Below are 25,995 nucleotides of genomic sequence, written 5' to 3' on the forward strand. Positions count from 1 at the left end.
AGTTCATCACAAGGACAGGCGGCAGCTTGCCATCAACCCCTCTGTGAATAAATGTATACAGGGAAAGAATAAGTAAACATTCTCCCGGCATTTCTGCCGGGAGAATAGATTATAATTGTTGTCTGGCGTAATCGAAAGGTGAGACCGGATTTTCACTATTCGCATCGAGAAAATCTGCCCACCATTGCAGCATCAATTTGCGTTCATCTAAGAACTCAGCTTTATGAATGTAGGCCGCACGTACGCCATTACGTTCCTGATGGCTCATCTGGCGCTCCACAGCATCTCTCGACCATAATCCTGACTCAATCAACGAACTACAGGCCATTGCCCGGAAGCCGTGACCACAGACATCGACCTTTGTATCGTAGCCCATAAGACGTAGTGCGTTATTCACTGTATTTTCACTCATGGGTTTCCATGGATTGTGATCGCCAGTGAAAATCAGTTCATATTCCCCGCTGATGGCTTGGATTTGTTTGAGAATATCCAGTGCCTGAGTTGATAGCGGGACCAGATGCTCTGTACGCATTTTAGAGCCTCGATGCGAGTACTTGACCCCTTCAATAGGTTTCCGCTCGGGAGGAATGGTCCACATGGCTTTCTTGAAGTCGATCTCAGACCACCTAGCAAAGCGTAGTTCACTGGAACGTATGAAGATAAGCAGGGTAAGTTTGGTTGCCAGCCGGGTGAGAGGTTGTCCTCTGTAGTTGTCCAGTCGTTCAAGCAGCTCTGAAATGCGATTTAAGGCGAGGGCAGGGCGATGCTGGCGCTTCACCGTCGTTAAAGCACCAGCCATATCCACGGCAGGGTTATAGCTGATAATGCCGGACTGGGCAGCATAGCGCATGATGGCAGTGATACGCTGCTGAAGGCGGGCTGCAATCTCATATATCTCTTTGGATTCGGCTGTTTTAACGGGGACAAGTAAATCGGGAGTTCTGAGGGTGGTAATATCACGTGAGCCGATAAGAGGAAATACGTGACTCTCAAGACTTTTGAGCACCTTCTCGCTGTGAGCTTCGGACCATTTTTTGTTGCTCTTGTGCCACTGACGTGCAACAAGCTCGAACGTATTGCTGGCCTCCTGTACTGCTTTCTTTACTCGTTTCTGTTCGCACGGATCAATTCCCTCCGTTATCTGTTTCCTTGCCGCATCGCGCTTTTCCCTTGCTTCTGATAATGAGACTTCAGGATAGACGCCCAGAGCGAGCGTTTTCTCTTTGCCCAGAAACCGATAGCGGAGTCGCCAGTAACGCGAGCCGTTAGGGTGAACGAGCAAAAACATGTTGCCGCTGTCAGCAAGTTTATAAGGTTTTTCATCCGGTTTAGCTGCCCGGATTTTAGCGTCAGTGAGCGCCATTGGTGGGGTCTCCTGATAGTAAAAGGGGTATAAATTTTATCGAATCAGACTATACCCTCAGTTGTACCCTCGCAAGGGACTTGAAGCGGGTTGAATTTGATTGAGTTGGGTGGAGTTAACGTATTGTGGATGTGTTGATTTTCGCGGGTTCAGAATGCAAAAACGGACCTCCGTGGAGGTCCGTTGATATGAATTTGGTGCCCGGACTCGGAATCGAACCAAGGACACGGGGATTTTCAATCCCCTGCTCTACCGACTGAGCTATCCGGGCAACGAGGCGCATTAAACCCGATTCACTTCGTTTCGTCAACGAAATTTCTTCAAATCAATGCAGACTGCACAATCTATCACCACATTGCTGGTATTGCACGCATTCTCAGGCAAAAAATGCCGTCCATGCTGCGGAAAGCGGCATTGCCAGCAGCAGGGCGGGAAGCATATTCACCACCGCAAACATTTTGATTCCGCAAATACGTAGACCCGTCGCCAGCAACAGCAGTCCGCCTACCGCGCTGAAATCGGCCATCATGGCTGGGGTTGTCAGCGGTAAAATCAGAGCCGCGCAGGTGGCGAGCGTCAACTGAATTGCCAACATTGGCACACAAATTGCCGATACCGCGATTCCTAATGAGCAGGCAAAGATGATGGCCGTGAAGAAATCCAAAAATGACTTGGCGATTAAAATATTAGGATCGCCGGTCATCCCTTCATGGATCGCACCGAAGATCCCGGTCCCGCTGGCGCAAAACAACACAATGATCGCCACATAGCTTTGGATAAAGGATTCGTGTGTTGCATTGACATCCGATTTGGTGAAAAGCTGCTGCGCTTTGGCGACAGCGGTATTAATGCCTTTTTCCAGATGACAGAACTCGCCGATCAGCGCGCCGAGCAGCGTTGCCAGCACCATCACCGGCAAGTTAGCGCATTTGATAACCAGCAGGATACCAATCCCCAACGAGCACAACCCGAATATTGAGGTCATTGAGATCCGAATACGTTCGGGTAAGTGCTGGCTGAGCAGCGCGCCAAGAACGCCACCGAGTAAAATGGCGCTGGCATTAATAAAGGGTCCGATTACCACGTTAGCTCCTGCATACCTATTATCGTATTGATGTTAAAGGCAATTACCTAGGTGAAATTATGTTTCAGATTGCATTATTATGCCGCTATTTTCAGACGAAATGTTTGTTTATCTGTGAGGTTTAAGCACAGGATTTTATCTTGCGCCTGTAGGTGAAAGGTGCCATGATTGCGCGAATTTTCTCCTGTCTGAATGGGGCTGCCTGGGATGACATTACTCCCCCTACATCGCCTTCAATATCGCCTTTTTGCGCGACGTTTGCCCCTTCCTGCGACTTATCTATACTCTCCCACCATGCGGTGAGGGCAGCGCACGCTCACTGCAGGATAACAGTAAAATCAGAGGCTATCTGCTTTTACTGATGTCTGGCGGTCGGGGCTGGTGACCAGTTTGACCTGTCATTTCGTGGGGCATAGCAATGCGGCTTTGCCCGGGACTTTTGATTCTCCCGATACGGGTTTTTGCGCTTATGAAATCAATGAATATTGCCGCCAGTGGTGAACTGGTTTCCCGTCTGTCTACTCATCGCAAGGTGGTGACGCTGGACAGTACCGATTTTACTGACGTCGCGGCAGTCGTCATTACCGTTGCGGACAGCCGCAGCGGGATCCTGGCTTTGCTGAAACGCACCGGGTTTCACATACCGGTGTTTATATTTTCAGAGACCAACGTGGATGTCCTGGCAGACGTTGAGGCGGTTATCTGCGGCAATGCGCAGGACTGGCTGGAGCTGGAGTCTGCCGCCTGTCGGTATGAGGAAGAGTTGCTGCCGCCGTTCTATGACACGCTGACCCAGTATGTTGAAATGGGGAACAGTACCTTTGCTTGTCCGGGGCACCAGCACGGTGAGTTTTTTAAGAAGCATCCGGCGGGTCGACATTTCTACGAGTTCTTTGGCGAGAACCTGTTTCGCGCGGATATGTGCAACGCTGACGTTAAGCTGGGCGATCTGCTGATTCATGAGGGATCAGCGAAACATGCGCAGAAATTTGCCGCGAAAGTTTTCCACGCGGATAAAACCTACTTTGTGCTGAACGGGACTTCTGCGGCGAATAAAGTGGTGACCAATGCGCTGCTGACGCGCGGCGATCTGGTGTTGTTTGATCGCAACAACCATAAGTCCAACCACCACGGCGCGCTGATCCAGGCAGGCGCGACGCCGGTTTATCTGGAAGCAGCGCGTAATCCGTTTGGCTTTATTGGCGGCATTGATGAGCACTGCTTTGATGAGGCGTATCTGCGCCAGCAACTGCGTAACGTTGCGCCGCACAAGGCTGACCAGCCGCGCCCGTTCCGTCTGGCAATCATTCAGCTTGGTACCTATGACGGTACGATCTACAACGCCCGGCAGGTTATCGACAAGATCGGTAGCCTGTGCGATTACATCCTGTTTGATTCTGCCTGGGTTGGCTACGAGCAATTTATTCCGATGATGGCCGATGGGTCACCGCTGCTACTGGAGCTCAATGCTGACGATCCGGGGATCTTTGTCACCCAGTCGGTACACAAACAGCAGGCCGGATTCTCGCAAACCTCGCAGATCCACAAAAAGGATAACCATATTCGTGGTCAGGCGCGATTCTGCCCGCACAAGCGTCTGAACAATGCGTTTATGCTGCATGCTTCCACCAGTCCGTTTTACCCGCTGTTTGCGGCGCTGGACGTGAACGCCAAAATCCATGAAGGCGAGAGCGGTCGTCGGCTATGGGCGGAGTGTGTGGCGCTGGGGATCGAGGCCCGTAAAGCGATACTTACCCGCTGTAAGCTGATTCAGCCGTTTATTCCTCCGGTAGTTGATGGTAAGCCGTGGGAAAGCTATCCGACGCAAGTGATTGCCAGCGAGCGCCGCTTCTTTAGCTTTGAACCGGGTGCTAAATGGCATGGTTTTTCCGGCTACGCGCGCGACCAGTACTTCGTTGATCCCTGCAAGCTGTTGTTAACTACTCCGGGCATTGATGCGCAAACCGGGCAATATACTGAGTTTGGTATTCCGGCGACGATTCTGGCGCATTACCTGCGTGAAAACGGTATTGTGCCGGAGAAATGCGACCTTAACTCGATTCTGTTCCTGCTGACTCCGGCAGAAAGCACCGAGAAACTGGCGCAACTGGTGGCGATGCTGGCGCAGTTTGAGCAGCATATTGAGGACGATACGCCGCTGGCGGACGTGTTGCCCTCCATCTTCAACAAGTATCCGGTACGTTACCGGGATTACACGCTGCGTGAACTGTGTCAGGAGATGCACGATTTATACGTCAGCTTTGATGTGAAGGATCTGCAAAAAGCGATGTTCCGCCAGGAGAGTTTGCCTGCCGTGGCGATGAACCCGCAGGATGCGAACAGCGCTTTCATCCGCGGTGATGTCGAACTGGTGCGAATTTCTGATGCCGCAGGTCGCGTTGCGGCAGAAGGTGCGCTGCCTTATCCTCCGGGCGTGCTGTGCGTGGTACCGGGCGAAATCTGGGGCGGGGCGGTGCTACGTTATTTCCTGGCGCTGGAAGAGGGCGTTAACCTGCTGCCGGGCTTCTCACCGGAGCTGCAAGGTGTTTACAGTGAAACGGATGCCGACGGTATTAAGCGTCTGTATGGATATGTTGTGAAGTAAGTGCAAAAAAAGCGGGTTACCTTTTGGCAACCCGCTTATCTCTGCGTAAACGTTAGTGCGCGATAGTTTGGGTACCTGCCGGAACGCGTACGTGTTTGTATTTAAACAGCGCCACGAAGGCAAAAGCCAGAACCAGCGAGTAACCTGCGAAGATCAGCCACACGGTCTGCCAGTCGGTAATACCGTTCAGCGTATAGTGTTCAACCACTTTACCGCTCACCAGACCGCCAAGAATACAACCGAAGCCGTTGGTCATCATCAGGAACATACCCTGTGCGCTGGCGCGGATTTCAGGGCGAACTTCTTTCTCCACGAATACCGAGCCAGAGATGTTGAAGAAGTCGAAGGCGCAGCCGTAAACAATCATCGACAGAACCAGCAGCACGGTACCGAACGGTGTCGGATCGCCGTAGGCAAACAGGCCGAAGCGCAACATCCACGCCACAATACTGATAAGCATCACGTTCTTAATACCGTAACGGCTCAAGAAGAACGGGATGGTCAGGATAAACAGCGTCTCGGAAATCTGCGAGATCGACATCATCACCGAGGCGTGTTCAACGATGAAGCTACCGGAGAACAGCGGGTTGTTATCGAAGCTGTGCAGGAAGGTATTACCGAACATATTGGTAATCTGCAGCTCAGCGCCCAGCATCATTGAGAAGATAAAGAAAATCGCCATACGCTTGTTTTTAAACAGCGCGAAAGCATCCAGGCCCAGCATGGACGACCAGCTCTGGTTTTTCTGCTGGTTAGCCACCGGAATATGCGGCAGCGTCAGCGTGAACAGCGCCAAAACAACGGACAGCGTTGCACCGATATACAGCTGCATATGACTCAGCTCGAAGCCGGAGAAGCTCACGCCCCACATCGCCATAATAAAGCCGATGGTGCCCCAGATACGGATTGGCGGGAAGTCTGTAACGATATCCATCCCGGCTGACTGCAGGCGATAGTAAGAAATGGTGTTGATTAACCCCAGCGTTGGCATATAGGCCAAAGAGTTAAGCAAGATCACAAAGAACATGGCGCCTGGGGTGGTGACTTCGGCTGCGGCGAACAGCGTTGCTGCGCCGACCAGGTGACAAATGGCGTACACCCATTTCGCACTGATCCATTTGTCGGCCACGATCCCTAATAGCGTAGGCATAAACACGGCGGCGATCCCCAGCGAGCTATACACTGCGCCAATGGATGCACCATCGAATTTTAGGGTGACAAACATATAGGAGCCGAGGGTAGTGAGCCAACTACCCCATAAGCAGAACTGCAGAAACGAGAGCACTTTCAGCTGCAGCTTAAGATTCATGTTAATTTCCTCACACCGTGATGCGGATGAATGTTTTAAAAGGCACATTTGCCGGGGCTTGATGATGTGATTCTATCAACGAGAGACACTCTTTTTTTGTTACCTGTGACAAATATTTGCAAACAATTTCTGATTGCAAAGCAAAAGAGTGATGGGGTTAACACTTTACCCTCTTCCGGGCCCCGTTTACCGGGGCAGAAGAGGGATATATTAGCGGCGTCGATATGATTTTTGTGCGGAATTGACCTTGTAAAGGTATCGGCGTGATTCAGCAGACGGATGTCGGGTGGTCAGTGTTTGATAAACGTCCCCCGGGGTCATGCTGTTGATAATATTCGCGGCCTGGATTTTATCGTTCGAGAAAACGCGCAGCACGCTGCCCGCACCGCCGTTATATGCCGTGATCACCGCGTAGCGACGGGACGTTGGATTATCAATGCCGCCTAAATAGACATTGTTGAGCATAGCCAGATAGGCGGTACCGGTATCAATGTTGCTGGCCGGGTCAAACAGGAAGCTACGGCTCGGCGTGCCGGAGCGCCCTTGCGAGCGAAACACATCTTTCCCGGCGCTGTGTTGCACCACCTGCATCAGTCCCAGGGCATCGGCATGGCTGACCGCATACGGGTTAAATGAGGATTCGGTTTGCATGATGGCCAGAATCAGCGACTCATCGACGCCATACTTACGCGAAGCCTGACGCACCATGCCGACGTATTTATGCGCGCGCTTATCAAGGTGGTTCGGTACCAGGTTGATGGTCACGCTATAGATGATGCGAATACCATTGCTGCGGCTTTTCAGGCGTGTTTTCAGCAGATAGTCAGCGAAATTGGTGGCGCGTCCCTCCCAACGAATGGGCTGGCCGGTATTATCGACCACCTGCCCGTACAGGAACGGCTCTTTGGAAATCTTGATGTCGTCGACATCGGAATAGAGGTCGATAGAACCCGGATCATCCCCCATCAGCAATGTCTTGATAATCGCCCGACGCAGATGTCCGGCGGGATCTATCCCGGCAATGGTCTCGACGGTTATCGTACCGTCATCAAAGTTGATATGGCTGCGGGTTTGATACTGATCGGTATACTTTACGTAGTCCTTTGGACCCGCAATCAGCACTTCCTTAAATCCCCACAAATTCTCAATGTTATGGGCGAATTGCCCCATCAGAATATCAAAACCGTTGGTATCCTTGACCCAGGCTTCGTTATAAGAATCGCCTTTTTTGGTCGAACTGGAACAGGAGATGAGCAACGGCGCAATAACGGCAAGCGCGAGAAATTTTTTCATCATTCCGGGAGTGCGTGTTGTGTTTGTTATTTGCAAGGACCAGATTAAATCGTAGGCCGGATAAGCGCAGCGCCATCCGGCAACGGTTCTTAAGACTCTGGTGTATAGCCTTCAATATGCACATCTTTGCCTTCAAACAGGAAGTTAATCATCTCCTGTTCCAGTAACTTACGATGCTCAACGTTCATCATATTGAGCTTCTTCTCGTTAATCAGCATGGTTTGCTTATGCTGCCATTGCGCCCATGCTTCTTTAGAAATCTCGTTATAGATGCGTTTCCCCAGATCGCCCGGGTACAGCTGAAAGTCCTGGCCTTCGGCTTCGCGTTGCAGGAAAGTGCAAAAAATCGTTCTGCTCATAAAAAATCCTCTCTATCGACCGGTACGTTAAACGTGTGTGCCGGCACGTAATTGCTGTAACAAACGCTCCACGGGAGCCGCCAGTCCGACCGACGGCGGTTGCGCTAAGTTATACCAGAGCGCGTTGCCTTCATCCATGCATGAGCCAAATGAAGACACAGGAAGCCACATAGGCACAATGTCTAAGTGGAAATGGCTAAAGGTATGGCGAAACGCATTAAGTTGGGTCAGATTATCTGCGTTAATTTGCCGTTGCGCCAGCCAGTTGCGCAGTCCGTTTTCATCGTCAAACTGCGGAAAACAGTATAAACCCCCCCATAAGCCGCTGGGCGGTCGCTGCGCGAGCAACACTTCGTCATCATGCTGCATCAGTAAAAAATAGCCCGTCCGTTCCGGCAGCGTTTGCTTGGGTTTTTTACCAGGGTACAGCGCCCAGCTTGCATTGGCGCTGGCCACACAGCCATTATCCAACGGACACAGCGAACATTTAGGTTTTGAGCGCGTACAGACCATGGCGCCTAAATCCATCATCGCCTGATTAAAACGCTCAACGCCATGGGCAGGCGTAACCTGCTCGCTCAGGTCCCACAGCTTCTTTTCGACCTCTTTTTTACCCGGCCAGCCGCTTACAGCATAACAGCGAGCCAGCACGCGTTTGACGTTACCGTCGAGAATCGGAAAATGCTGACCCAGAGAGAGGGAAAGGATCGCGCCTGCGGTTGAGCGACCGACGCCAGGTAGGGCGGCGACCTCATCAAAGGTTTGCGGAAATATACCGCCATGCATCGTCACAACCTGCTGCGCGGCTTTATGCAGATTACGCGCCCGGGCGTAATAGCCCAGTCCGGTCCACAAATGCAGAATTTCATCCAGCGGCGCATGGGCTAAATCCGTTACCGTTGGGAAGCGCGCCATAAAGCGCTCAAAATAAGGGATAACGGTCGCAACCTGAGTTTGTTGCAGCATCACCTCAGAGAGCCATACTTTGTAAGGCGTCTTATCAATTTGCCAGGGCAGCGTTTTCCGCCCGTATTTGTCGTACCAGCTCAAAACCTGAGCCGAGAATTGAGACGCTTGCATGATTACCGTTTCATTATTGCCGGGGGCAAGATTGCAGCACAGCGGCAACGGGGTGTAAACCGGAACTTTCCGCTGCTCACTTTCTTCCTTTACTTGCATCCGGCAACTAACTTTGGATAATGCCCGTTTTCAGAACTCAAACACAGCAGACTAAACTTTTATGAAGAACGACGTCATTTCACCGGAATTTGATGAAAACGGCCGCCCTCTGCGCCGGATTCGTAGTTTTGTTCGTCGCCAGGGGCGACTGACGAAAGGGCAGGAACACGCGCTGGAAAACTACTGGCCGGTGATGGGCGTTGAGTTCAGCGAAGAGCCTGTAAATTTCGCAGAACTGTTTGGCCGTGATGCGCCAGTCACGCTGGAAATCGGTTTTGGTATGGGAGCGTCGCTGGTCGCAATGGCGAAAGCGCGTCCGGAACAGAATTTCCTCGGCATTGAGGTTCACTCGCCGGGCGTTGGTGCGTGTCTGGCTTCAGCTCATGAAGAGGGTGTCGAGAACCTGCGCGTCATGTGCCATGATGCCGTTGAAGTCCTGCATAAAATGATTCCTGACAATTCTTTATCTATGGTTCAGCTCTTTTTCCCTGACCCGTGGCATAAAGCACGTCATAATAAACGCCGTATCGTTCAGGTACCGTTTGCTGAGCATATCTTAAGTAAGCTGAAGCTGGGCGGCGTATTCCACATGGCAACCGACTGGGAAGCTTATGCGGAACATATGCTGGAAGTGATGTCCTCCATTGACGGGTATAAAAACCAGTCCGAGAGTAACGATTATGTACCGCGCCCACAATCGCGCCCGGTAACCAAATTTGAACAACGTGGTCATCGTCTTGGCCACGGCGTATGGGACTTAATGTTCGAGAGGGTGAAATAATGGCAAAGAACCGTAGCCGTCGTCTGCGTAAAAAGATGCACATCGAAGAATTCCAGGAAGTAGGACTTTCGGTTGCATGGCGTTTCCCGGAAGGTACATCTGGAGAGCAGGTCGATCAAATCGTTGATGACTTTATCAATGAAGTTATCGAACCGAACAAGCTGGCTTTTGACGGCAGCGGCTATCTGGCCTGGGAAGGTCTGATCTGTCTGCAGGAAATCGGCAAATGCACCGAAGAACACCAGGCAATCGTGCGTAAGTGGCTGGAAGAGCACAAACTCGAAGAAGTGCGTACCAGCGAACTTTTCGATATTTGGTGGGACTAAGTAGCACAGGGTCGGCAAATGCCGGCCCGATTTGTCTTGAGGGAAAGATATGATGCGCAAAACGCTGCTGGCGGCAGTCCTAACGTTCACGGCGATGGCCGCACATGCAGATTACCAGTGCAGCGTCACCCCACGTGACGATGTTATTTTGAGCCCGCAAACGGTGCAGGTGAAAGGCGAAAACGGCGACCTGGTGATTACCCAGGCCGGTGATGTCACCTTCAACGGTAAACAGTACACCCTGAATGCTGCACAGCGTGAGCAGGCCAAAGATTATCAGGCGGCATTGCGAAGCAGTCTGCCATGGATTGATGAGGGAGCCAGAGCGCGCGTTGAGAAAGGTCGCGTAGCGCTGGATAAAATCATCGCCAAAGAAGTGGGTGAAAGCAGCAACATGCGCGGCCGCTTAACCAAGCTCGATGCGCAATTGAAAGAGCAGATGAACCGTATCATCGAGCATCGAACTGATGGCCTGACCTTCCATTATAAGGCGATTGATCAAGTCCGCGCGGACGGACAACAGCTGGTTAATCAGGCGATGGGCGGTATTTTGCAGGACAGCATCAACGAAATGGGTGCCAAAGCCGTACTCAAAGGCGGTGGTAATCCGTTGCAGGGCGTGCTCGGGAGTCTCGGTGGCTTGCAAACCTCAATTCAGAACGAATGGAAGAATCAGGAACAAGACTTCCAGCAGTTTGGCAAAGATGTTTGTGCCCGCGTCGTGACGCTGGAAAACGATCGTAAAACGCTGGTTAGCACTCTGAAATAATCTTCACCTCTGTTTAACGGCGCAGAAACATTCTGCGCCGTTTTATTTTGTATATTTCTGTTTTTTTTGATATCCATCTCTAAGAATGACAATTTGATGGAGATATAAATCTGGTTAATTGGATCTCGTCACATTATTCATCTGTGAGATAGACATAATGCTGCAAATTCAAGTAACTGGAGAAATAACATGGAGTTTTTCAAGAGAACGGCACTTGCCGCACTGGTTATGGGTTTCAGCGGCGCGGCGCTTGCACTGCCAAATATCACCATTTTAGCGACCGGCGGGACGATTGCTGGTGGCGGTGATTCCGCGACAAAATCTAACTACACGGCAGGCAAGGTTGGCGTAGAAAATCTGGTTGAGGCCGTACCTCAGTTGAAAGATATCGCCGTGGTTAAAGGTGAGCAGGTGGTGAATATCGGCTCCCAGGATATGAATGACGACGTCTGGTTAACGCTGGCGAAAAAGATTAATACCGAGTGTGATAAAACCGACGGCTTCGTGGTAACGCATGGTACGGATACCATGGAGGAAACCGCCTATTTCCTCGATCTGACCGTCAAATGCAACAAGCCGGTGGTGCTGGTAGGCGCGATGCGTCCATCTACCGGTATGAGCGCTGATGGCCCGTTCAACCTGTATAACGCCGTGGTAACCGCCGCAGATAAAGCCTCTGCCAACCGCGGTGTGCTGGTGGTGATGAACGACACCGTTATGGATGGTCGCGACGTGACCAAAACCAATACCACTGACGTTGCTACCTTCAAATCCGTTAACTACGGCCCGTTGGGTTACATTCATAACGGTAAAATCGACTACCAGCGTACGCCTGCGCGTAAGCACACTACATCCACGCCGTTCGATGTTTCTAAGCTGACCGAACTGCCGAAAGTTGGGATTGTTTACAACTATGCTAACGCCTCCGATCTGCCGGCAAAAGCGCTGGTAGATGCGGGTTACGCAGGGATCGTTAGTGCGGGTGTAGGTAACGGTAACCTGTATAAAACCATTTTCGATACGCTGGCAACTGCCGCGCATAAAGGAACCGTTGTCGTACGTTCATCCCGTGTACCGACTGGTGCCACCACCCAGGATGCTGAAGTTGATGATGCGAAATATGGCTTTGTGGCTTCTGGCTCGCTGAACCCGCAAAAAGCCCGCGTGCTGCTGCAGCTGGCGCTGACCGAAACCAAAGATCCTAAGCAGATTCAGGAAATGTTTAATCAGTATTAATCGATGAAGGTGGCTGCGCTTATCGACCTAACCCTGTAGGCCTGATAAGCGCAGCGCCATCAGGCAATTTGCCGGATGCGGCTCAAGGCCTTATCCGGCCTGGATCGTTACCGTATTACTCCGCCAGAAACAGCTCCAACAGAGAATTCAAAAACAGATTACCGTGTTGGGTAATCTGCCAGTATTCATCGCATTCACTCAGGTAGCCCTGGGCAATAGCCTCATCGATCTGTCGACGAATAACGTCCTCGGTAAGCCCGGTATATTGTCTGAACTCCGCGCGAGGCGCGGCCTCAAGCAACCGGAAACGGTTCATAAAGAACTCGAACGGCTTATCGGTTTCGGCGACATCACGCTGGCTTTCGAGATAACGCCCTTGCATGTAGCCACGCGGATGCCGCGTTTTGGTGGTACGCAGAATGCGCCCGTCCGGGAACGTAATTTTGCCATGCGCGCCGCAGCCAATACCGAGATAGTCGCCAAAACGCCAGTAATTAAGGTTGTGCTGACACTGATAGCCCGGCTTCGCATAGGCTGAGGTTTCGTACTGTTGATACCCGGCGGCGGTCAGCAACTGGTGGCCTTGCTCAAAAATATCCCACAGCGCGTCGTCGTCCGGTAATACCGGTGGTCGGGACCCGAACAGTGTGTTGGGTTCGATGGTCAACTGATACCAGGAAAGATGCGGTGGGTTGAGCGCGATGGCCTGCTGTAAATCGCCCAGCGCCTCTTCCAGCGTCTGATCCGGCAAACCATGCATCAGGTCGAGGTTAAAGCTGCGTAGCCCCAGATCGCTCGCCAGGTGTGCTGCTCGTTTGGCTTCTTCCGGCCCGTGAATACGTCCCAGACGCTCGAGTTTGGCGGAGCTAAAGCTCTGTACGCCAATCGAGATACGGTTGACGCCAGCGCGTTGATAATCAACAAAGCGATCGGCTTCCACCGTCCCGGGATTCGCCTCCATCGTGATTTCTGCATCTGCGGCCAGATTCAGCCGTGCGCGCACGCCGTCGAGCAGCGTTTGCATTGCCGGGCCAGAAAGCAGGCTCGGCGTACCACCACCGATAAAAATCGTCTTTACTTCACGTCCCTGAGCGTGTGCAACCTCAGAATCAAGATCGCTCAGCAGGTGCTGAACATAGTCGTCATGAGGAACCTCGCCCTTAAGTGCATGCGAGTTAAAGTCGCAGTACGGGCATTTCTGCACGCACCACGGGATGTGAATATAAAGACTTAGCGGCGGAAGGTTAACCATTACGCAGGGCATCCAGCAGCAGCTTCAGTGCCTGTCCGCGGTGAGAAATCGCACTTTTTTCTTCGCGGGTCAGCTCAGCAGCGGTTTTTCCTTCGGACGGCACAAAAAAGATTGGGTCGTAACCAAAACCACCGTTTCCGGCCGATTCACGGGTAATCACGCCCGGCCAGCTTCCGTGGCACACTAAAGGCGTGGGATCGTCCGCATGGCGCATATACACCAGCACGCAGTGGAATTGCGCCTGACGCTGGTCATCCGGGACATCCCGCAGGGTGTACAGCAGTTTTTCCAGGTTCTGTTGGTCGGTCGCATCTTCGCCGGAATAGCGGGCTGAATAGATACCCGGCGCGCCGCCAAGGGCATTAACCGCCAGGCCGGAGTCATCAGCAATGGCTGGCAAACCCGTAATTTGCGCGGCATGACGCGCCTTCAGAATGGCGTTCTCAATAAACGTCAGCCCGGTCTCTTCTGCAGAATCAACACCCAGATCCGTTTGGGCAACAACATCAAGACCGAAATCACTCAGAAGAGAGGCGAGTTCACGCACTTTACCGGCATTGCCGGTCGCGAGGACAACTTTTTGCATGGGATACCTAATCAGTTAGCGCCGCAATTTCGGGCGGGATCTGTTGCGGATGAATAATTTTAACCTGTTTATGGCGGCCAAGCTCGCCCTTCTCAATAACGACCTGGCTTTTCGCTACGCGGAACTGTTTGCCGAGAAACTTCACCAGATGGCTGTTGGCTTGTCCATCAACCGGCGGGGCGGTAATGGCGACTTTTAGCTCGTCGCCATGTAAACCCACAATACTGTCACGGCTGGCTTTCGGCTGAATGTAGAGCCGTAAAACCAGACCGTCATCGCAGGGTGTTACGGCACTCATAGCGCCATCCACAGCCCCGGCAGCAGCATGTTGCCTGTCGCCTGTAACACTTCCGCGATCCCCATGTTAATGACATAGAGCAGCAGAACCAGGATCATCGGCGAGAAATCTATCCCCCCCATTCCCGGAAGAATACGACGAATAGGACGCAGCAGCGGATCCGCCAGTTGGATCAGCACGTACTCCACCGGGCTGCGGCCCTGGCTGACCCAGCTCATAATCGCCATCACCAGCAGTACCCAGAAAATCAGCAGTCCGATGGTTTTCAGGACAATCAGCACGGCGGCGATCCAGATGATCGGCTGGAACGTCACCACCTTAAACAGCACGATGGCTTTGATAAAGCTGAGAACGAGCGCGACTAATGCTGATGCGCTGTCGATCGGCCCCATCGGGGGGATAATGCGGCGTAACGGCCCAATAATAGGTTGGGTGATTTTCACAATAAACTGTGAGAACGGGTTGTAAAAATCGCAGCGAGACCACTGCATCCACACACGCAATAGCAGCGCCATGGTATACAGCTCAATTACCGTTGAGAGCAGGAAGGTCAACGTATTCATGGTGTTCCTTAGTTTTCCTTATTTTTTAGTGTAATCACGAGCACCAAAAATGGCAGTGCCGATGCGCACCATCGTGCTACCCGCCGCGATAGCGGCATCCATATCATCAGACATCCCCAGCGAGAGCGTATCGATATTTGGGTAGCGTGTTTTCAACCCGGCAAATGCTACAGCCATTTGCTGTGCAACTTCAAACTGCCTTACATAATCTGACTCAGGCGCGGGAATCGCCATCAAGCCACGCAGGGTAATGCGCGGCAGCGCAGCGACTTCAGCGGCCAGGGCATCAAGCTCTGCCAGCGGAATCCCTGACTTACTGTTCTCATCGCTGATATTTATCTGGATCAACACATTCAGCGGCGGCAGGTCTGCCGGGCGCTGTTCGCTCAGACGGGCAGCGATGCGCAGACGATCAATCGTATGGCACCAGTCAAAATGTTCTGCGACCAGACGACTTTTGTTGGACTGCAGCGGGCCGATAAAGTGCCACTGCAGATCGTTGACGCTTTTTTCCTGAAAGTAGCGGATTTTATCCACCCCTTCCTGGACATAGTTTTCACCGAAGGCTCGCTGCCCTGCGGTAATGGCTTCTTCGATGGCGCTCGCAGGTTTGGTTTTGCTGACTGCAAGCAACGTAACTTCTTCTGAAGACCGCCCGCAACGCGTCGCGGCGGCTGAGATTTTGTCCCGGACATGTGCCAGGTTATGCGCGATATCGTTCATTTTCCGAGGATGTTCATATGAATATGGAAGAAATAGTGGCCCTTAGTGTAAAGCATAACGTGTCGGATCTACACCTGTGCAATGCATGGCCTGCGCGTTGGTGCAGACATGGAAAAGTCGAAAGCGCACCGTTTACCGCGCCTGGTGGGACTGTGGATGTGCTGAGTACAAAATGTGAGTCTGTAGGAGGATGTAAACAGATTTAATAAATAGAATTTTTAATTCGTTTTTATTTAGCTCAGGCTTGCTTTAATTTAAAGGTTTAAAGTAATAAAAACAGGTGTGAAATTATATCTCTAATAAAATTAAGGTATTACATAATTGGTGGGGTGAATATTTTTTCTTATTTTATAACTAAACGATAATACATATTGCAAATATAATTTTGGGACATGGTGATGATGTCAATAAATGGAGTTAGAAGCATTTAATGTTCATGCTAATGGTTCGCTTTGTGATATTTCATATTCTTCGTTTATAAATGAGGTGTTGTAAATGTGGAATAAAGAAGCCGCTATAAATTTTGTTAGACATAATGCTCATCCACACGCTACGGGTTATTGTGCCAGGGCAGTAACAGCAGCTATCGAACATGGCGGCGTATCATTGCACCATGATAATGCTAAAAATATGGGGAAATATTTAGTATTAGCTGGTTTTCGTGAAGTATATGGGAATCCTGTAAAAGGTGATGTTGCTATAATCCAACCATATACTGGAGGAAATGCAGCAGGTCATATGGCGATTTTTGATGGGCATTACTGGTGGTCAGATTTCAAGCAGGAACATGGCGTGTACCCCGACCCCGGTTATCGTAAAAGTCAGCCTTCGTATAAATTATATAGGCACAACTGATGAAGCGATTAATATTATTTACTTTTCTATTCTCATCATTTGCTATGGCAGAAATAGTTCCTGCTGATACGCAAGCATTAAAATTCAATACCTGGTATATAAAGCAGATTGCTCATAATGTCATCCCAGTTGCAGATAACCCGACGGCATTAGAGCCTTTCGTTAGTATTGATACATTGAATAAATTAAAACAAGCTTATATGAATAATGAGCTTGAAGAGGATTATTTTCTAAAGGTTCAGGATTTTGCAGATGAAGACTGGAGTAAGCATATTAGTATTGATCTGACTATAACTGATCCTATTTGTACCAATGTCTATTTGACATTTGGAACAGGTGAGTCATCTCAAAAAGTCATTGACTGCATGGTAGAAGAAAATGGTGTATGGAAAATCAAGAGCGTGGCTACTCGCCATTAGTTATTGTTTTCACCAATTGAAAATAATCCTGCGGTAATGGCTTCTTCGATGGCGCTCGCAGGTTTGATTTTGCTGACTGCAAGCAACATAACTTCTTCTGAAGACCGCCCGCAACGCGTCGCGGCGGCTGAGATTTTGTCCCGGACATGTGCCAGGTTATGCGCGATATCGTTCATTTTCCGAGGATGTTCATATGAATATGGAAGAAATAGTGGCCCTTAGTGTAAAGCATAACGTGTCGGATCTACACCTGTGCAATGCATGGCCCGCGCGTTGGCGCAGACATGGAAGAATCGAAAATGCGCCGTTTACCGCGCCTGACGTAGAGAATCTGCTGATGTGCTGGCTCAGTGAGCAACAACAGGTACAGTGGCGGGAGCAAGGGCAGGTTGATTTTGCCGTTACCCTGACGGACTCCCGGCGGCTGCGCGCCAGCGCATTTGCCCATCAGCAAGGAACGTCACTGGCGCTAAGACTGCTACCGCTGGATTGTCCTCATTTAGACGATCTCCAGACTCCCGCGGTCATACCTGAACTGCTGCGCAGTGAAAATGGGTTAATTCTGGTGACAGGCGCCACCGGCAGCGGTAAATCTACGACCCTGGCGGCGATGGTGGAGTATCTTAATCAGCATATTGAGGGACACATCCTGACGCTGGAAGATCCTATTGAATACCGCTACGCCAGCCAGCGTTGTCTCATTCAACAGCGGGAGGTGGGCGTACACTGCGCCTCTTTCGCCGCCGGTTTGCGCGGTGCGCTACGCGAAGATCCCGATGTTATTTTGCTGGGCGAGCTGCGCGACGTGGAAACCATTCGGCTGGCATTAACGGCGGCGGAGACCGGACATCTGGTGCTGGCAACGCTACACACGCGTGGGGCTGCACAAGCCATTGCGCGGCTGGTGGATTCCTTTGCTGCATCAGAGAAAGATCCGGTGCGTAACCAACTGGCAGACAGCCTGCGGGCGGTTCTTTCGCAAAAACTGGAGGAGGATAAGCAGGGGGGACGCGTGGCGCTATTCGAGCTGCTCGTTAACACGCTCGCCGTGGGCAATTTGATCCGCGAAGGGAAGAACCATCAGCTACCCGGCGTGATTCAAACCGGGCAGCAGACAGGTATGCAGACGTTTGCACAAAGTTTGCAGCAGCGACAGGCGCAGGGGCGGCTTTAATAGCCCTGCTCGAAATAGCTTTCGAGGATAATAACGGCAGAAGCGGAGTCCACTTTGCCTTTATTCAACGCCCGGTAACCGCCTTGCTCAAACAGGCCTGAGCGGGCTTCGACGGTGCTCAAACGTTCATCGTGCAGCGTTACGGTTACGCCAAAGCGACCATGAATGCGGTTGGCGAATTTACGCGCGCGCGCGGTAAGGGGTTGTTCGGTACCGTCCATGTTGAGCGGCAGGCCGAGGATGATCTCATCTGGTTGCCACTCTTTTAGCAGGCGTTCAATCGAATTCCAGTCCGGCGTACCGTCCTGCGCTTTGATGGCGGGCAATGGCCTGGCCGTACCGGTAATGCGCTGACCCACGGCGACGCCGATACTTTTCGTACCAAAATCAAAAGAGAGTAATGTTCCGCTCATCATGCGTGTCCCGCCACGCCGGGCATGGTCTGAATATCTATTCCGATAAGTTTGGCAGCGTCGCGCCAGCGGTCGGCAATCGGCGTTTTGAATAAGATGTTGAGGTCTGCGGGGGCGGTGAGCCAGGCGTTATCCAGTAGCTCTTGTTCCAGCTGGCCTTTTTCCCATGATGAATAGCCCAATGCCACCAGCACCTCGGACGGTTGCTCCTGCGTGCCCAACGTTTCTAATACATCGCGGGAGGTCGTGATGATAGTGTTATCAGAAATTAAGATACTGGATGCAAAACGGGCGGGCGGAGTATGCAGAATAAATCCGCGGTCTTCCGCCAACGGGCCGCCGAGCATCACTGCTTTATCCAGACGGATGGACGGATCGCGTCCTTCAGGCGTGATCTTCAGCTTTTCCAGAATCCCTTCAATTTGTAAGTTTTCCAGAGGCTTATTGACGATAATCCCCATTGCTCCGTTCTCATTGTGTTCGCAGATATACACCACGGAACGGCGGAAAATTGGATCCTGGAGAGCAGGCATGGCAATTAGAAAGTGATGCTGTAAATTCATTGTCAGAGGTTCTGTTTCCTGGTTCAAAAAAGCAACAGCGCCCAGTATGCGTACAAACAGGAGCGCTGTCACTATTAGTATTGGTAGGGTCCCTTCTACCGGCAAGTTCTTTTATTTTTGCAGGCGCGCTTCAATGGCGTCCATTAGCATACCGGTAATAGAGACCGGGAACTCCGCTTCAATTTCACGAATACAGGTTGGGCTGGTGACGTTAATTTCCGTCAGACGATCGCCAATGATGTCCAGACCAACAAAAATCAAACCTTTCGCTTTCAGCGTCGGCCCAATGCGACGGGCAATTTCCCAGTCACTGTCGGTTAATGGACGCGGCTCGCCACGGCCACCTGCGGCCAGGTTGCCACGGGTTTCACCGCCCTGCGGAATACGCGCCAGGCAGTACGGAACGGGTTCGCCATCAACCACCAGCACGCGTTTATCGCCATCTTTAATTGCAGGCAGATAGTTCTGCGCCATGCAGTAGCGGGTACCGTGCTCTGTCAGCGTTTCCGCAATAACGCCAAGGTTCGGATCGCCTTCCTTCACGCGGAAAATAGAGGCTCCGCCCATGCCGTCCAGCGGTTTGAGAATGATGTCGCTGTGTTTTTGCCAGAAGGCTTTCAACTGCGCTTTGTTACGCGTGACCAGCGTTTCCGGCGTCAGATCGGCAAACCATGCGGTGAACAACTTCTCGTTGCAGTCGCGCAGGCTCTGCGGTTTGTTGACGATCAGCGTTCCTTTTTCTTCTGCACGTTCCAGAATATAGGTTGCATAAATGAACTCGGTATCAAACGGCGGATCCTTACGCATCAGAATAACGTCCAGGTCTGCCAGCGGGAGATCCTGCTCGCTCTTGAACTCATACCATTTGTCGTAGTTCTGCTCTACGCTCAGGGTACGCGTATGGGCGCGGGCTTCACCGTTGATCAGATAAAGATCGGCCATCTCCATATAATGAATTTCGTAACCGCGGCGTTGCGCTTCCAGCAGCATAGCGAAGCTGGAATCTTTCTTGATGTTGATGCTTGCGATGGGATCCATCACGATGCCGAGCTTGATCATTGTTTTTCTCCGTTAGCCCAGATCGCCAAAACGCACCTGTAGCGCGGTAATGGCGGTGAGCGCAGTTGTCTCAGTACGCAGAACGCGAGGTCCTAACAGAATATCAGTAAACTGATACCGTGCGGTCATGGCAATTTCATCTGCCGATAGCCCACCTTCCGGGCCAATCAGCAAGCGGATGCGCTCCACCGGCAGCGGCAGCGTGTTGATGCTGGCGCTGGCGCGAGGATGCAGATTGAGTTTCAGACCTTCGTCCTGTTCTGCGCACCATGCTTCCAGATCCATTGCCGGGCGAATTTCAGGCACCCGGTTACGACCGCATTGTTCGCAGGCGGCAATGGCGATTTTCTGCCACTGCTGGAGCTTCTTGTTCAAGCGTTCACTGTCCAGTTTAACGCCGCAGCGCTCAGAAAAAAGTGGCGTAATGAGGCTTACACCCAGTTCGATCGATTTCTGGATAGTAAATTCCATTTTTTCACCGCGCGACATTACCTGGCCCAGGTGGATATGCAACGGTGATTCCCGATCGTCGAGTTCAGCGTTAAGCACCTTCACTTCCACGCTTTTCTTACTGGCGTGGGTAATTTCGGCGTCGAATACCTGATTGCTGCCATCAAACAGCTGTAGCGGCTGGCCTGGCCCCATACGTAGTACGCGGCCGATATGGTTGGCAGCATCTTCACACAATGAAATTCGGCTACCGGAAGTGATTGGCTCAGGGTGATAAATGCGGGGAATGCGCATAGTTAAACATCCGCGTCATGGCCCTGGGCTATTAAAGGCCAGGGCATGGTTAAAAATATTGCCGCTAGTGTAGGTTAGCTCTTTTGCGCCTGGCAAGCGCGTTGCACATACGGGTTATGATTCCCCTGTACCTTCGCGATGCGTTCGTCGCGCTCACACTCCCAGTCGGTGACCGGATACTGCTTATTCCAGGCATTAAAAAGCTGGGTTTGCTGGCGGGAGAGCGTCAGGTTGTATTGGTCGCGCATATAAAAATAGGTACGCGCGATGGCGCCACGTGCGCGGGCAGGCGGTTCGGCAACTTTTTCTTTAAAATCAACCTTCATCGCGCACTGTCCATACTGGCCTTCGCCACCGTTCCACTGGCTGTACATAAAGTTTGCGCGATCGCCATTCACTTCACCTACCGCAGGCTGCAGGTTATGCATATCGCTTTCCATTTTGCGATAGACCGGATCTTTAGCGCAGTTTTTACGCCCCCCGTCCTGCCAGCACTGGCGCTGATGACCAAACTGCCAGGCGGGGACAACGTGTTCCCATTCAATTCGACTGGCGCGGTTTTCGTTTTTTCGCACTTTATAGCCACAGGATTCGAGGTCCACGACCCCTTTTTTGCCTTGCCAGTTAATTTTGCAACCACAGTAGAAATCGCCTGGCGCATCGGCGTTAACTTTGACGCCAGCGGCTTTTGCCTGGGAAAAACTATTGATGCCTTCGGCTAAAGCCGGGCCTGAAAATGCTGCGGCTAACAGGGCAGCTGCAAAAGAAAGATTACGGTACATCACGAACTCCGTGTCAAAACGAGCCCGCAACGTAGCGAAAGTCATTCCTGTATGCAATCAGTTAGATCAGAAAAGTTCCTGATAATTCTGAAGATTATTCTGCAATCAGTGGTTCGCCGCAGTGAACGCAGCGGTAGGTGGCTTCACCGCGTACCACGCGGTTATGGCGGCGTACGGTCAGTTGGTGTTCCTGACACTTGCAGCGGTAAGTAAAGGTCTTACGCTGCACGGATTGCAGTTCGAACTGATGTGTGCGTCGGGCTGGCACGCCCAGCACGCTCTCCATCATCCATTTCCACTCTTTGCCGTGCGGCGGCACGCGACCAAAGTATTTCCACACCAGTAAATGCGCCAGTTCATGGGGCACCACCTCATTCACGAATGCGTCGACATTTTCCATCAGTAGTACCGGATTGAGGCGGATTTCGTAGGTTTGTAACCACGCGGTGCCTGCAGCGGTGCCGCGCTGTTGGTACACCAGCTTAGGTTCCGGATAATTACGCTTGAGCTTAAGATTGGCCTGTGCGAGTTTTTCCCGCAGGCTGCGCATAACGGCTTGCTGGATGGCGATAGGGAGACGGGAGGTTTTCATAACGCCAGAGGATAGTGCGACAGGGAAGGGACTGCAAGAGGAAGGCTTCCTCCCGCGGGGGAGGAAGCTTTTCGTGATTAGTCGTGTGCGCCAATTTCGCGCAGTTTACGACCTTTCATCAGGTTACGTTCAATGTGTTCCAGAGAGACGTTTTTAGTTTCCGGAATCAGCCACAGGGTCAGGAAGATGAACAGGACGTTCAGACCACCGTAGACCCAGAAAGTATTGGCGCTGCCCAGCGAGTTCAGCATCGTCAGGAAGGTTGCACCGACGATCATATTGGCAATCCAGTTGGTTGCGGTAGAGCAGGTGATACCGAAATCGCGGCCTTTCAGCGGCTGAATTTCAGAGCACAGTACCCAAATTAGCGGACCGGCACTCATGGCGAAACCAACAATAAACATCAGCAGCATCAGTACAGCGAAGTATTGCGCGGCTGCCGAGTGAATACCCACGTGCATCATCGTGCCCAGTACGCCCATACCGACGGCCATGACGATAAAGCCGAGGATCAGCGTAGGTTTACGGCCCCAGCGGTCAACCAGGCCAATGGCGATAAAGGTTGCCAGCACGTTGGTCAGACCGACGATAACCGTCCCCCACATCTGCTCGGTGGTGTTGGTGTAGCCCGCCAGCTCAAAGATTTTCGGTGCGTAATACATAATGACGTTCATCCCGGTGAACTGCTGCATCACCTGTAACAGGACGCCAAGGAATACCGCGCGGCGGAAGTTGCTGTTCTCTTTAAACAGCGCCCAGCCGCTCTGCTTCACCTGCAGACTTTCACGAATTTCATCCAGCTCGCGTTTGGCTTCTGCGCTGGTATCACGCAGACGCAACAGAACACGTTCAGCATCGACAAAACGACGTTTAGCAGCAAACCAGCGTGGGCTGTCCGGCAGGAAGATAACGCCAACCAGCAGCAGCAGGGCAGGGATGATGATCACGCCCAGCATCCAGCGCCATGCACCGCTGTAGCTAAACGCCGTATCGGAAAGATACGCGCCTAAAATACCGATGGTGATCATCAACTGATACATAGAGATCATGCTGCCACGAATTTTTTCCGGCGCGATTTCGGACAGGTACAACGGTGCGGTATAAGACGCAACGCCCACCGCCAGGCCGAGCAGTACGCGGGAAACCAGCAGCACTTCAACGTTTGGCGCCGCGGCGGAGAACAGTGAACCGGCAACAAACAGGATTGCGCCGATCATCAGACTCTTTTTACGCCCCAGTTTGAAGGAGAGCCAACCGCTGCCGACGGCACCCACGGCAGCACCAAACATCATCGAACTCACCACCCATTCCTGAGTGTGGGGGGTAATTTGGAACTCGTCGGTGATGAACGGTAAAGCACCGGCAATAACACCGATATCCAGGCCAAAAAGTAATCCAGCCAGGGCTGCAAGAAAGCAGACAAAAAATGTCATGGCTTTGTTGGAACGCCCCGTTTTTTTATTGTCAGGCATGATGCCCTCCGGTTGGGTAGCTAGTTTTGTTGATGTTAAGGGTAGGTGAGTACGGGGTAAAAAAATGCGAATCACATCACATTAGTGTAATCGGTTACACTGGCATTTATCATGATTATCGATTAACCATTTGAAAATTAACATTTTATAATACGATTAAATATGGTTAATTGCCTGGAATTAAGACGATCCTGAAAAATAATGTAACAGTGACGCAAGCTTGACGGAAAAGAGATGTTAACTTGTTGTGGATAGAAAATCGGTGCTATGTAATCGCTTTCATTGTTGTTAGAGGAACGCTTCACTGCATTGTTCAGGTGACGAGGCGTTGGGGGGAAAATTGGGGAATAAAAAAAGACCAGCACGAGGCTGGTCTTACTAAGCGGACAGTCTTCAGTAAATTACTTCAGACCGGCAGCTTCACGCAGCAGAGCGGCTTTGTCGGTTTTTTCCCATGGGAAATGTTCGCGGCCAAAGTGACCGTAAGCTGCGGTTTCTTTGTAGATCGGGTGCAGCAGATCCAGCATCTGAATCAGGCCATACGGACGCAGGTCGAAGAACTCGCGCACCAGCAGGGTCAGCTGTTCTGAAGGTACTTTTTCGGTACCAAAGGTTTCAACCATGATAGAGGTCGGTTCAGCCACGCCGATGGCGTAGGAAACCTGAATCTCACAGCGATCAGCCAGACCAGCGGCAACAATGTTTTTCGCGACGTAACGAGCTGCATAGGCTGCAGAACGGTCAACTTTAGATGGATCCTTACCAGAGAATGCACCGCCGCCGTGACGCGCCATGCCGCCGTAGGTATCAACGATGATTTTACGACCGGTCAGACCGCAGTCGCCCATCGGGCCGCCGATCACAAAACGACCCGTCGGGTTGATGAAGAATTTGGTCGCAGCGCTCAGCCATTCAGTCGGCAGTACCGGCTTGATGATCTCTTCCATGACGGCTTCTTGCAGAGATTTCTGGTCGATATCTTCAGCATGCTGAGTCGACAGAACCACGGCATCAATACCGACGATTTTGCCGTCGTCATACTGGAAGGTAACCTGGCTTTTTGCATCCGGGCGCAGCCACGGCAGAGTACCGTTTTTGCGTACTTCAGCCTGACGCTGTACCAGACGATGCGCGTAGGTAATTGGAGCTGGCATCAGCACGTCGGTTTCATTGGTTGCATAACCAAACATCAGGCCCTGGTCGCCAGCGCCTTGTTCCAGCGGATCCGCGCGGTCAACACCCTGGTTGATATCCGGAGACTGCTTACCGATGGCGCTCAGAACCGCGCAAGAGTTGGCGTCAAAGCCCATGTCGGAATGCACATAGCCAATTTCGCGAACCGTGTTACGCGTGATCTCTTCGATATCTACCCAGGCGCTGGTAGTGATCTCACCGCCAACTAAAACCATACCGGTTTTGACATAGGTTTCGCAGGCTACGCGTGCTTTCGGATCCTGCTCGAGGATTGCATCCAGCACGGCATCAGAGATTTGGTCAGCGATTTTGTCAGGATGCCCTTCTGATACGGACTCGGACGTAAAAAGGTGTTTTGCCATATTTAATTTCACCTAAGGAATATTTAGTTAGCTCAAACTGTCGAGTGGAATAGCCATGTGTAGAAGATTCTACCATGAGTCTGCAGATGACGGACACTGGCAGTCTGAGTGTTAATCGGTATAGATGGATTAACATCTGGACGGCTATTTTAGGACAGTTCTTCGCCTGATTTCCAGCTTTTTTTGATTGAGGTCGCATTGTACTGAAAATGTAACTGGAAATTTTTCCTGACGGTGCTGGCAATGCGCGCATTTATCTTTTGCTTTTTGACTTCCTTATGGGTATAAAACGCGGCGCGCGGCTCATACAAAAGCACACGACGTTTTCATCGTGTTGCCACTTCCAGCCGGGTTAACACTTTAGCTTTGGCTTGTGGGTTCGTTCCGTCAGGAGCAACCGTGGAGGTGATACGAGATAATGAACCGTTGTATTCTGCTGAATCTGTCGCACCGTTCTGGTGTACATATGTCCCCCGCAATCTGCATCTTGCATACCTGCCGATGTTATACCCATCTCGGCGCTTCTCAGGACTCCAGGGCCGGTAACGGTCACTAAGAACTGAACAAGGGCGCTCTTGGTAAACAAGAGTTTTCTCGTGGTTTCGCCGAACCGTCAGCATTAAGTTCGGTTACGTGTTTA

Annotated in this window: 28 protein-coding genes, 1 tRNA gene and 2 pseudogenes; 10 read left to right on the forward strand and 21 right to left on the reverse strand. The window is 51.6% G+C overall.

What is annotated here, in order from left to right:
• Nucleotides 1-109: 109 nt before the first annotated feature.
• From OGY19_RS04735 to OGY19_RS04745, 3 genes are all read right to left on the reverse strand, one after another.
• Nucleotides 110-1,363: a tyrosine-type recombinase/integrase gene (locus tag OGY19_RS04735; RefSeq protein WP_040232077.1), complete on the reverse strand. Its 1,254-nt coding sequence runs from the start codon at nucleotides 1,361-1,363 to the stop codon at nucleotides 110-112.
• Nucleotides 1,364-1,558: 195 nt separating this feature from the next.
• Nucleotides 1,559-1,634 (reverse strand) — tRNA-Phe (locus OGY19_RS04740).
• 105 nt (nucleotides 1,635-1,739) lie between these two features.
• On the reverse strand, nucleotides 1,740-2,447 hold the full coding sequence (locus OGY19_RS04745) for a DUF554 domain-containing protein (protein WP_048213202.1): 708 nt from the start codon (nucleotides 2,445-2,447) through the stop codon (nucleotides 1,740-1,742).
• 469 nt (nucleotides 2,448-2,916) lie between these two features.
• Here OGY19_RS04745 and OGY19_RS04750 point away from each other — a divergent pair, with 469 nt between their 5' ends.
• On the forward strand, nucleotides 2,917-5,052 hold the full coding sequence (locus OGY19_RS04750) for an ornithine decarboxylase (protein ID WP_286596244.1): 2,136 nt from the start codon (nucleotides 2,917-2,919) through the stop codon (nucleotides 5,050-5,052).
• Between the two features lie 52 nt (nucleotides 5,053-5,104).
• Here OGY19_RS04750 and OGY19_RS04755 read toward each other — a convergent pair whose 3' ends face one another.
• The 4 genes from OGY19_RS04755 to mutY form a co-directional block, all read right to left on the reverse strand.
• On the reverse strand, nucleotides 5,105-6,361 hold the full coding sequence (locus OGY19_RS04755; protein ID WP_003027130.1) for a nucleoside permease: 1,257 nt from the start codon (nucleotides 6,359-6,361) through the stop codon (nucleotides 5,105-5,107).
• A 210-nt stretch (nucleotides 6,362-6,571) separates the two neighbouring features.
• Nucleotides 6,572-7,657: a membrane-bound lytic murein transglycosylase MltC gene (mltC, locus tag OGY19_RS04760; protein ID WP_147293144.1), complete on the reverse strand. Its 1,086-nt coding sequence runs from the start codon at nucleotides 7,655-7,657 to the stop codon at nucleotides 6,572-6,574.
• An 86-nt stretch (nucleotides 7,658-7,743) separates the two neighbouring features.
• Nucleotides 7,744-8,013 (reverse strand): oxidative damage protection protein, encoded by a 270-nt coding sequence (locus OGY19_RS04765; protein WP_003027126.1) that lies wholly within the window; start codon nucleotides 8,011-8,013, stop codon nucleotides 7,744-7,746.
• A gap of 27 nt (nucleotides 8,014-8,040) precedes the next feature.
• Entirely contained in the window at nucleotides 8,041-9,093 is a 1,053-nt protein-coding gene (mutY, locus tag OGY19_RS04770) for an A/G-specific adenine glycosylase (protein ID WP_115602382.1), read from the reverse strand.
• A 160-nt stretch (nucleotides 9,094-9,253) separates the two neighbouring features.
• On the opposite strand from mutY, the gene trmB reads away from it, so the two are divergent.
• From trmB to ansB, 4 genes are all read left to right on the forward strand, one after another.
• Nucleotides 9,254-9,973, forward strand: a complete 720-nt coding sequence (trmB, locus tag OGY19_RS04775; RefSeq protein ID WP_003027117.1) for a tRNA (guanosine(46)-N7)-methyltransferase TrmB — start codon at nucleotides 9,254-9,256, stop codon at nucleotides 9,971-9,973.
• A complete protein-coding gene (locus OGY19_RS04780) occupies nucleotides 9,973-10,299 on the forward strand; it encodes a YggL family protein (protein WP_286596245.1) in 327 nt (108 codons plus the stop codon). The genes trmB and OGY19_RS04780 overlap by 1 nt, the downstream gene beginning before the upstream one ends.
• A gap of 49 nt (nucleotides 10,300-10,348) precedes the next feature.
• On the forward strand, nucleotides 10,349-11,068 hold the full coding sequence (locus OGY19_RS04785) for a YggN family protein (RefSeq protein ID WP_115601484.1): 720 nt from the start codon (nucleotides 10,349-10,351) through the stop codon (nucleotides 11,066-11,068).
• A gap of 189 nt (nucleotides 11,069-11,257) precedes the next feature.
• Nucleotides 11,258-12,304: an L-asparaginase 2 gene (ansB, locus tag OGY19_RS04790; RefSeq protein ID WP_115601485.1), complete on the forward strand. Its 1,047-nt coding sequence runs from the start codon at nucleotides 11,258-11,260 to the stop codon at nucleotides 12,302-12,304.
• A 115-nt stretch (nucleotides 12,305-12,419) separates the two neighbouring features.
• Here the strand turns inward: ansB and hemW are convergent, their stop codons facing one another.
• Genes hemW through OGY19_RS04815 form a run of 5 tightly spaced genes read right to left on the reverse strand, consistent with a single transcriptional unit; the run spans nucleotide 12,420 to nucleotide 15,726 of the window.
• A complete protein-coding gene (hemW, locus tag OGY19_RS04795) occupies nucleotides 12,420-13,556 on the reverse strand; it encodes a radical SAM family heme chaperone HemW (protein ID WP_115601486.1) in 1,137 nt (378 codons plus the stop codon).
• A complete protein-coding gene (locus OGY19_RS04800) occupies nucleotides 13,549-14,142 on the reverse strand; it encodes an XTP/dITP diphosphatase (RefSeq protein ID WP_115601487.1) in 594 nt (197 codons plus the stop codon). The genes hemW and OGY19_RS04800 overlap by 8 nt, the downstream gene beginning before the upstream one ends.
• A 7-nt stretch (nucleotides 14,143-14,149) precedes the next feature.
• Complete coding sequence (yggU, locus tag OGY19_RS04805; RefSeq protein WP_005123286.1) at nucleotides 14,150-14,440, reverse strand: DUF167 family protein YggU; 291 nt, start codon at nucleotides 14,438-14,440, stop codon at nucleotides 14,150-14,152.
• Nucleotides 14,437-15,003: a YggT family protein gene (locus OGY19_RS04810; RefSeq protein WP_003825417.1), complete on the reverse strand. Its 567-nt coding sequence runs from the start codon at nucleotides 15,001-15,003 to the stop codon at nucleotides 14,437-14,439. The genes yggU and OGY19_RS04810 overlap by 4 nt, the downstream gene beginning before the upstream one ends.
• Nucleotides 15,004-15,021: 18 nt before the next feature.
• A complete protein-coding gene (locus OGY19_RS04815) occupies nucleotides 15,022-15,726 on the reverse strand; it encodes a YggS family pyridoxal phosphate-dependent enzyme (RefSeq protein WP_115601488.1) in 705 nt (234 codons plus the stop codon).
• Between the two features lie 17 nt (nucleotides 15,727-15,743).
• Here OGY19_RS04815 and OGY19_RS04820 point away from each other — a divergent pair.
• The 3 genes and pseudogenes from OGY19_RS04820 to OGY19_RS04830 form a co-directional block, all read left to right on the forward strand.
• Nucleotides 15,744-15,869, forward strand: a pseudogene (locus OGY19_RS04820) (type IV pili twitching motility protein PilT); the annotation flags it as partial.
• A gap of 352 nt (nucleotides 15,870-16,221) precedes the next feature.
• Nucleotides 16,222-16,581, forward strand: a complete 360-nt coding sequence (locus tag OGY19_RS04825) for a hypothetical protein (protein ID WP_115601490.1) — start codon at nucleotides 16,222-16,224, stop codon at nucleotides 16,579-16,581.
• Nucleotides 16,581-17,000 (forward strand): DUF3828 domain-containing protein, encoded by a 420-nt coding sequence (locus tag OGY19_RS04830; protein ID WP_048213194.1) that lies wholly within the window; start codon nucleotides 16,581-16,583, stop codon nucleotides 16,998-17,000. Before OGY19_RS04825 ends, OGY19_RS04830 begins: the two co-directional genes overlap by 1 nt.
• 5 nt (nucleotides 17,001-17,005) lie before the next feature.
• On the opposite strand, the pseudogene OGY19_RS04835 reads toward OGY19_RS04830, so the two are convergent.
• Nucleotides 17,006-17,176 (reverse strand): annotated as a pseudogene (locus OGY19_RS04835) (YggS family pyridoxal phosphate enzyme); the annotation flags it as partial.
• A 17-nt stretch (nucleotides 17,177-17,193) separates the two neighbouring features.
• On the opposite strand from OGY19_RS04835, the gene OGY19_RS04840 reads away from it, so the two are divergent.
• Nucleotides 17,194-18,174: a type IV pilus twitching motility protein PilT gene (locus OGY19_RS04840; RefSeq protein WP_115601491.1), complete on the forward strand. Its 981-nt coding sequence runs from the start codon at nucleotides 17,194-17,196 to the stop codon at nucleotides 18,172-18,174.
• On the opposite strand, the gene ruvX is transcribed toward OGY19_RS04840, so the two are convergent.
• The 8 genes from ruvX to metK all read right to left on the reverse strand — a co-directional run bounded on the left by ruvX (nucleotide 18,171) and on the right by metK (nucleotide 25,355).
• Nucleotides 18,171-18,587 carry a Holliday junction resolvase RuvX gene (gene ruvX, locus OGY19_RS04845; protein ID WP_115602383.1) on the reverse strand — a complete coding sequence of 139 codons (417 nt, stop codon included), beginning with the start codon at nucleotides 18,585-18,587 and terminating at the stop codon, nucleotides 18,171-18,173. The genes OGY19_RS04840 and ruvX overlap by 4 nt on opposite strands.
• Nucleotides 18,587-19,150, reverse strand: coding sequence for a YqgE/AlgH family protein (locus OGY19_RS04850; RefSeq protein WP_048213499.1), 564 nt, complete (start codon nucleotides 19,148-19,150; stop codon nucleotides 18,587-18,589). Before OGY19_RS04850 ends, ruvX begins: the two co-directional genes overlap by 1 nt.
• Nucleotides 19,151-19,261: 111 nt before the next feature.
• Nucleotides 19,262-20,209 (reverse strand): glutathione synthase, encoded by a 948-nt coding sequence (gene gshB / locus OGY19_RS04855; RefSeq protein WP_003027083.1) that lies wholly within the window; start codon nucleotides 20,207-20,209, stop codon nucleotides 19,262-19,264.
• A gap of 12 nt (nucleotides 20,210-20,221) precedes the next feature.
• On the reverse strand, nucleotides 20,222-20,953 hold the full coding sequence (rsmE, locus tag OGY19_RS04860) for a 16S rRNA (uracil(1498)-N(3))-methyltransferase (RefSeq protein WP_115601492.1): 732 nt from the start codon (nucleotides 20,951-20,953) through the stop codon (nucleotides 20,222-20,224).
• A gap of 74 nt (nucleotides 20,954-21,027) precedes the next feature.
• Nucleotides 21,028-21,735 (reverse strand): deoxyribonuclease I, encoded by a 708-nt coding sequence (gene endA / locus OGY19_RS04865; RefSeq protein ID WP_048213191.1) that lies wholly within the window; start codon nucleotides 21,733-21,735, stop codon nucleotides 21,028-21,030.
• Nucleotides 21,736-21,829: 94 nt separating this feature from the next.
• Nucleotides 21,830-22,327, reverse strand: a complete 498-nt coding sequence (locus OGY19_RS04870) for a SprT family zinc-dependent metalloprotease (RefSeq protein ID WP_115601493.1) — start codon at nucleotides 22,325-22,327, stop codon at nucleotides 21,830-21,832.
• 77 nt (nucleotides 22,328-22,404) lie between these two features.
• Nucleotides 22,405-23,799: a galactose/proton symporter gene (gene galP / locus OGY19_RS04875; RefSeq protein WP_003027074.1), complete on the reverse strand. Its 1,395-nt coding sequence runs from the start codon at nucleotides 23,797-23,799 to the stop codon at nucleotides 22,405-22,407.
• A 401-nt stretch (nucleotides 23,800-24,200) separates the two neighbouring features.
• Complete coding sequence (gene metK, locus OGY19_RS04880) at nucleotides 24,201-25,355, reverse strand: methionine adenosyltransferase (protein WP_115601494.1); 1,155 nt, start codon at nucleotides 25,353-25,355, stop codon at nucleotides 24,201-24,203.
• A 418-nt stretch (nucleotides 25,356-25,773) separates the two neighbouring features.
• Here metK and yqgG point away from each other — a divergent pair, with 418 nt between their 5' ends.
• Nucleotides 25,774-25,911, forward strand: coding sequence for a small protein YqgG (gene yqgG, locus OGY19_RS04885; protein WP_269149342.1), 138 nt, complete (start codon nucleotides 25,774-25,776; stop codon nucleotides 25,909-25,911).
• Nucleotides 25,912-25,995: the final 84 nt, after the last annotated feature.

Origin of the sequence: Citrobacter sp. Cy070 (assembly GCF_030332245.1) — a bacterium.
Taxonomy (GTDB): Bacteria; Pseudomonadota; Gammaproteobacteria; order Enterobacterales; family Enterobacteriaceae; genus Citrobacter; species Citrobacter youngae.

Bases quoted from the DNA above. Each gene is read 5' to 3' on its own strand.
- OGY19_RS04870 (WP_115601493.1), bottom strand. From the start codon at position 22,327: ATGAAAACCTCCCGTCTCCCTATCGCCATCCAGCAAGCCGTTATGCGC.
- ruvX (WP_115602383.1), bottom strand. From the start codon at position 18,587: ATGAGCGGAACATTACTCTCTTTTGATTTTGGTACGAAAAGTATCGGC.
- OGY19_RS04780 (WP_286596245.1), top strand. From the start codon at position 9,973: ATGGCAAAGAACCGTAGCCGTCGTCTGCGTAAAAAGATGCACATCGAA.
- trmB (WP_003027117.1), top strand. From the start codon at position 9,254: ATGAAGAACGACGTCATTTCACCGGAATTTGATGAAAACGGCCGCCCT.
- metK (WP_115601494.1), bottom strand. From the start codon at position 25,355: ATGGCAAAACACCTTTTTACGTCCGAGTCCGTATCAGAAGGGCATCCT.
- OGY19_RS04750 (WP_286596244.1), top strand. From the start codon at position 2,917: ATGAAATCAATGAATATTGCCGCCAGTGGTGAACTGGTTTCCCGTCTG.
- mltC (WP_147293144.1), bottom strand. From the start codon at position 7,657: ATGATGAAAAAATTTCTCGCGCTTGCCGTTATTGCGCCGTTGCTCATC.
- OGY19_RS04785 (WP_115601484.1), top strand. From the start codon at position 10,349: ATGATGCGCAAAACGCTGCTGGCGGCAGTCCTAACGTTCACGGCGATG.
- OGY19_RS04800 (WP_115601487.1), bottom strand. From the start codon at position 14,142: ATGCAAAAAGTTGTCCTCGCGACCGGCAATGCCGGTAAAGTGCGTGAA.
- OGY19_RS04755 (WP_003027130.1), bottom strand. From the start codon at position 6,361: ATGAATCTTAAGCTGCAGCTGAAAGTGCTCTCGTTTCTGCAGTTCTGC.
- ansB (WP_115601485.1), top strand. From the start codon at position 11,258: ATGGAGTTTTTCAAGAGAACGGCACTTGCCGCACTGGTTATGGGTTTC.
- mutY (WP_115602382.1), bottom strand. From the start codon at position 9,093: ATGCAAGCGTCTCAATTCTCGGCTCAGGTTTTGAGCTGGTACGACAAA.
- OGY19_RS04850 (WP_048213499.1), bottom strand. From the start codon at position 19,150: ATGAATTTACAGCATCACTTTCTAATTGCCATGCCTGCTCTCCAGGAT.
- yqgG (WP_269149342.1), top strand. From the start codon at position 25,774: ATGAACCGTTGTATTCTGCTGAATCTGTCGCACCGTTCTGGTGTACAT.
- galP (WP_003027074.1), bottom strand. From the start codon at position 23,799: ATGCCTGACAATAAAAAAACGGGGCGTTCCAACAAAGCCATGACATTT.
- endA (WP_048213191.1), bottom strand. From the start codon at position 21,735: ATGTACCGTAATCTTTCTTTTGCAGCTGCCCTGTTAGCCGCAGCATTT.
- OGY19_RS04815 (WP_115601488.1), bottom strand. From the start codon at position 15,726: ATGAACGATATCGCGCATAACCTGGCACATGTCCGGGACAAAATCTCA.
- OGY19_RS04810 (WP_003825417.1), bottom strand. From the start codon at position 15,003: ATGAATACGTTGACCTTCCTGCTCTCAACGGTAATTGAGCTGTATACC.
- gshB (WP_003027083.1), bottom strand. From the start codon at position 20,209: ATGATCAAGCTCGGCATCGTGATGGATCCCATCGCAAGCATCAACATC.
- OGY19_RS04840 (WP_115601491.1), top strand. From the start codon at position 17,194: ATGAATATGGAAGAAATAGTGGCCCTTAGTGTAAAGCATAACGTGTCG.
- OGY19_RS04735 (WP_040232077.1), bottom strand. From the start codon at position 1,363: ATGGCGCTCACTGACGCTAAAATCCGGGCAGCTAAACCGGATGAAAAA.
- OGY19_RS04830 (WP_048213194.1), top strand. From the start codon at position 16,581: ATGAAGCGATTAATATTATTTACTTTTCTATTCTCATCATTTGCTATG.
- rsmE (WP_115601492.1), bottom strand. From the start codon at position 20,953: ATGCGCATTCCCCGCATTTATCACCCTGAGCCAATCACTTCCGGTAGC.
- OGY19_RS04825 (WP_115601490.1), top strand. From the start codon at position 16,222: ATGTGGAATAAAGAAGCCGCTATAAATTTTGTTAGACATAATGCTCAT.
- OGY19_RS04765 (WP_003027126.1), bottom strand. From the start codon at position 8,013: ATGAGCAGAACGATTTTTTGCACTTTCCTGCAACGCGAAGCCGAAGGC.
- yggU (WP_005123286.1), bottom strand. From the start codon at position 14,440: ATGAGTGCCGTAACACCCTGCGATGACGGTCTGGTTTTACGGCTCTAC.
- hemW (WP_115601486.1), bottom strand. From the start codon at position 13,556: ATGGTTAACCTTCCGCCGCTAAGTCTTTATATTCACATCCCGTGGTGC.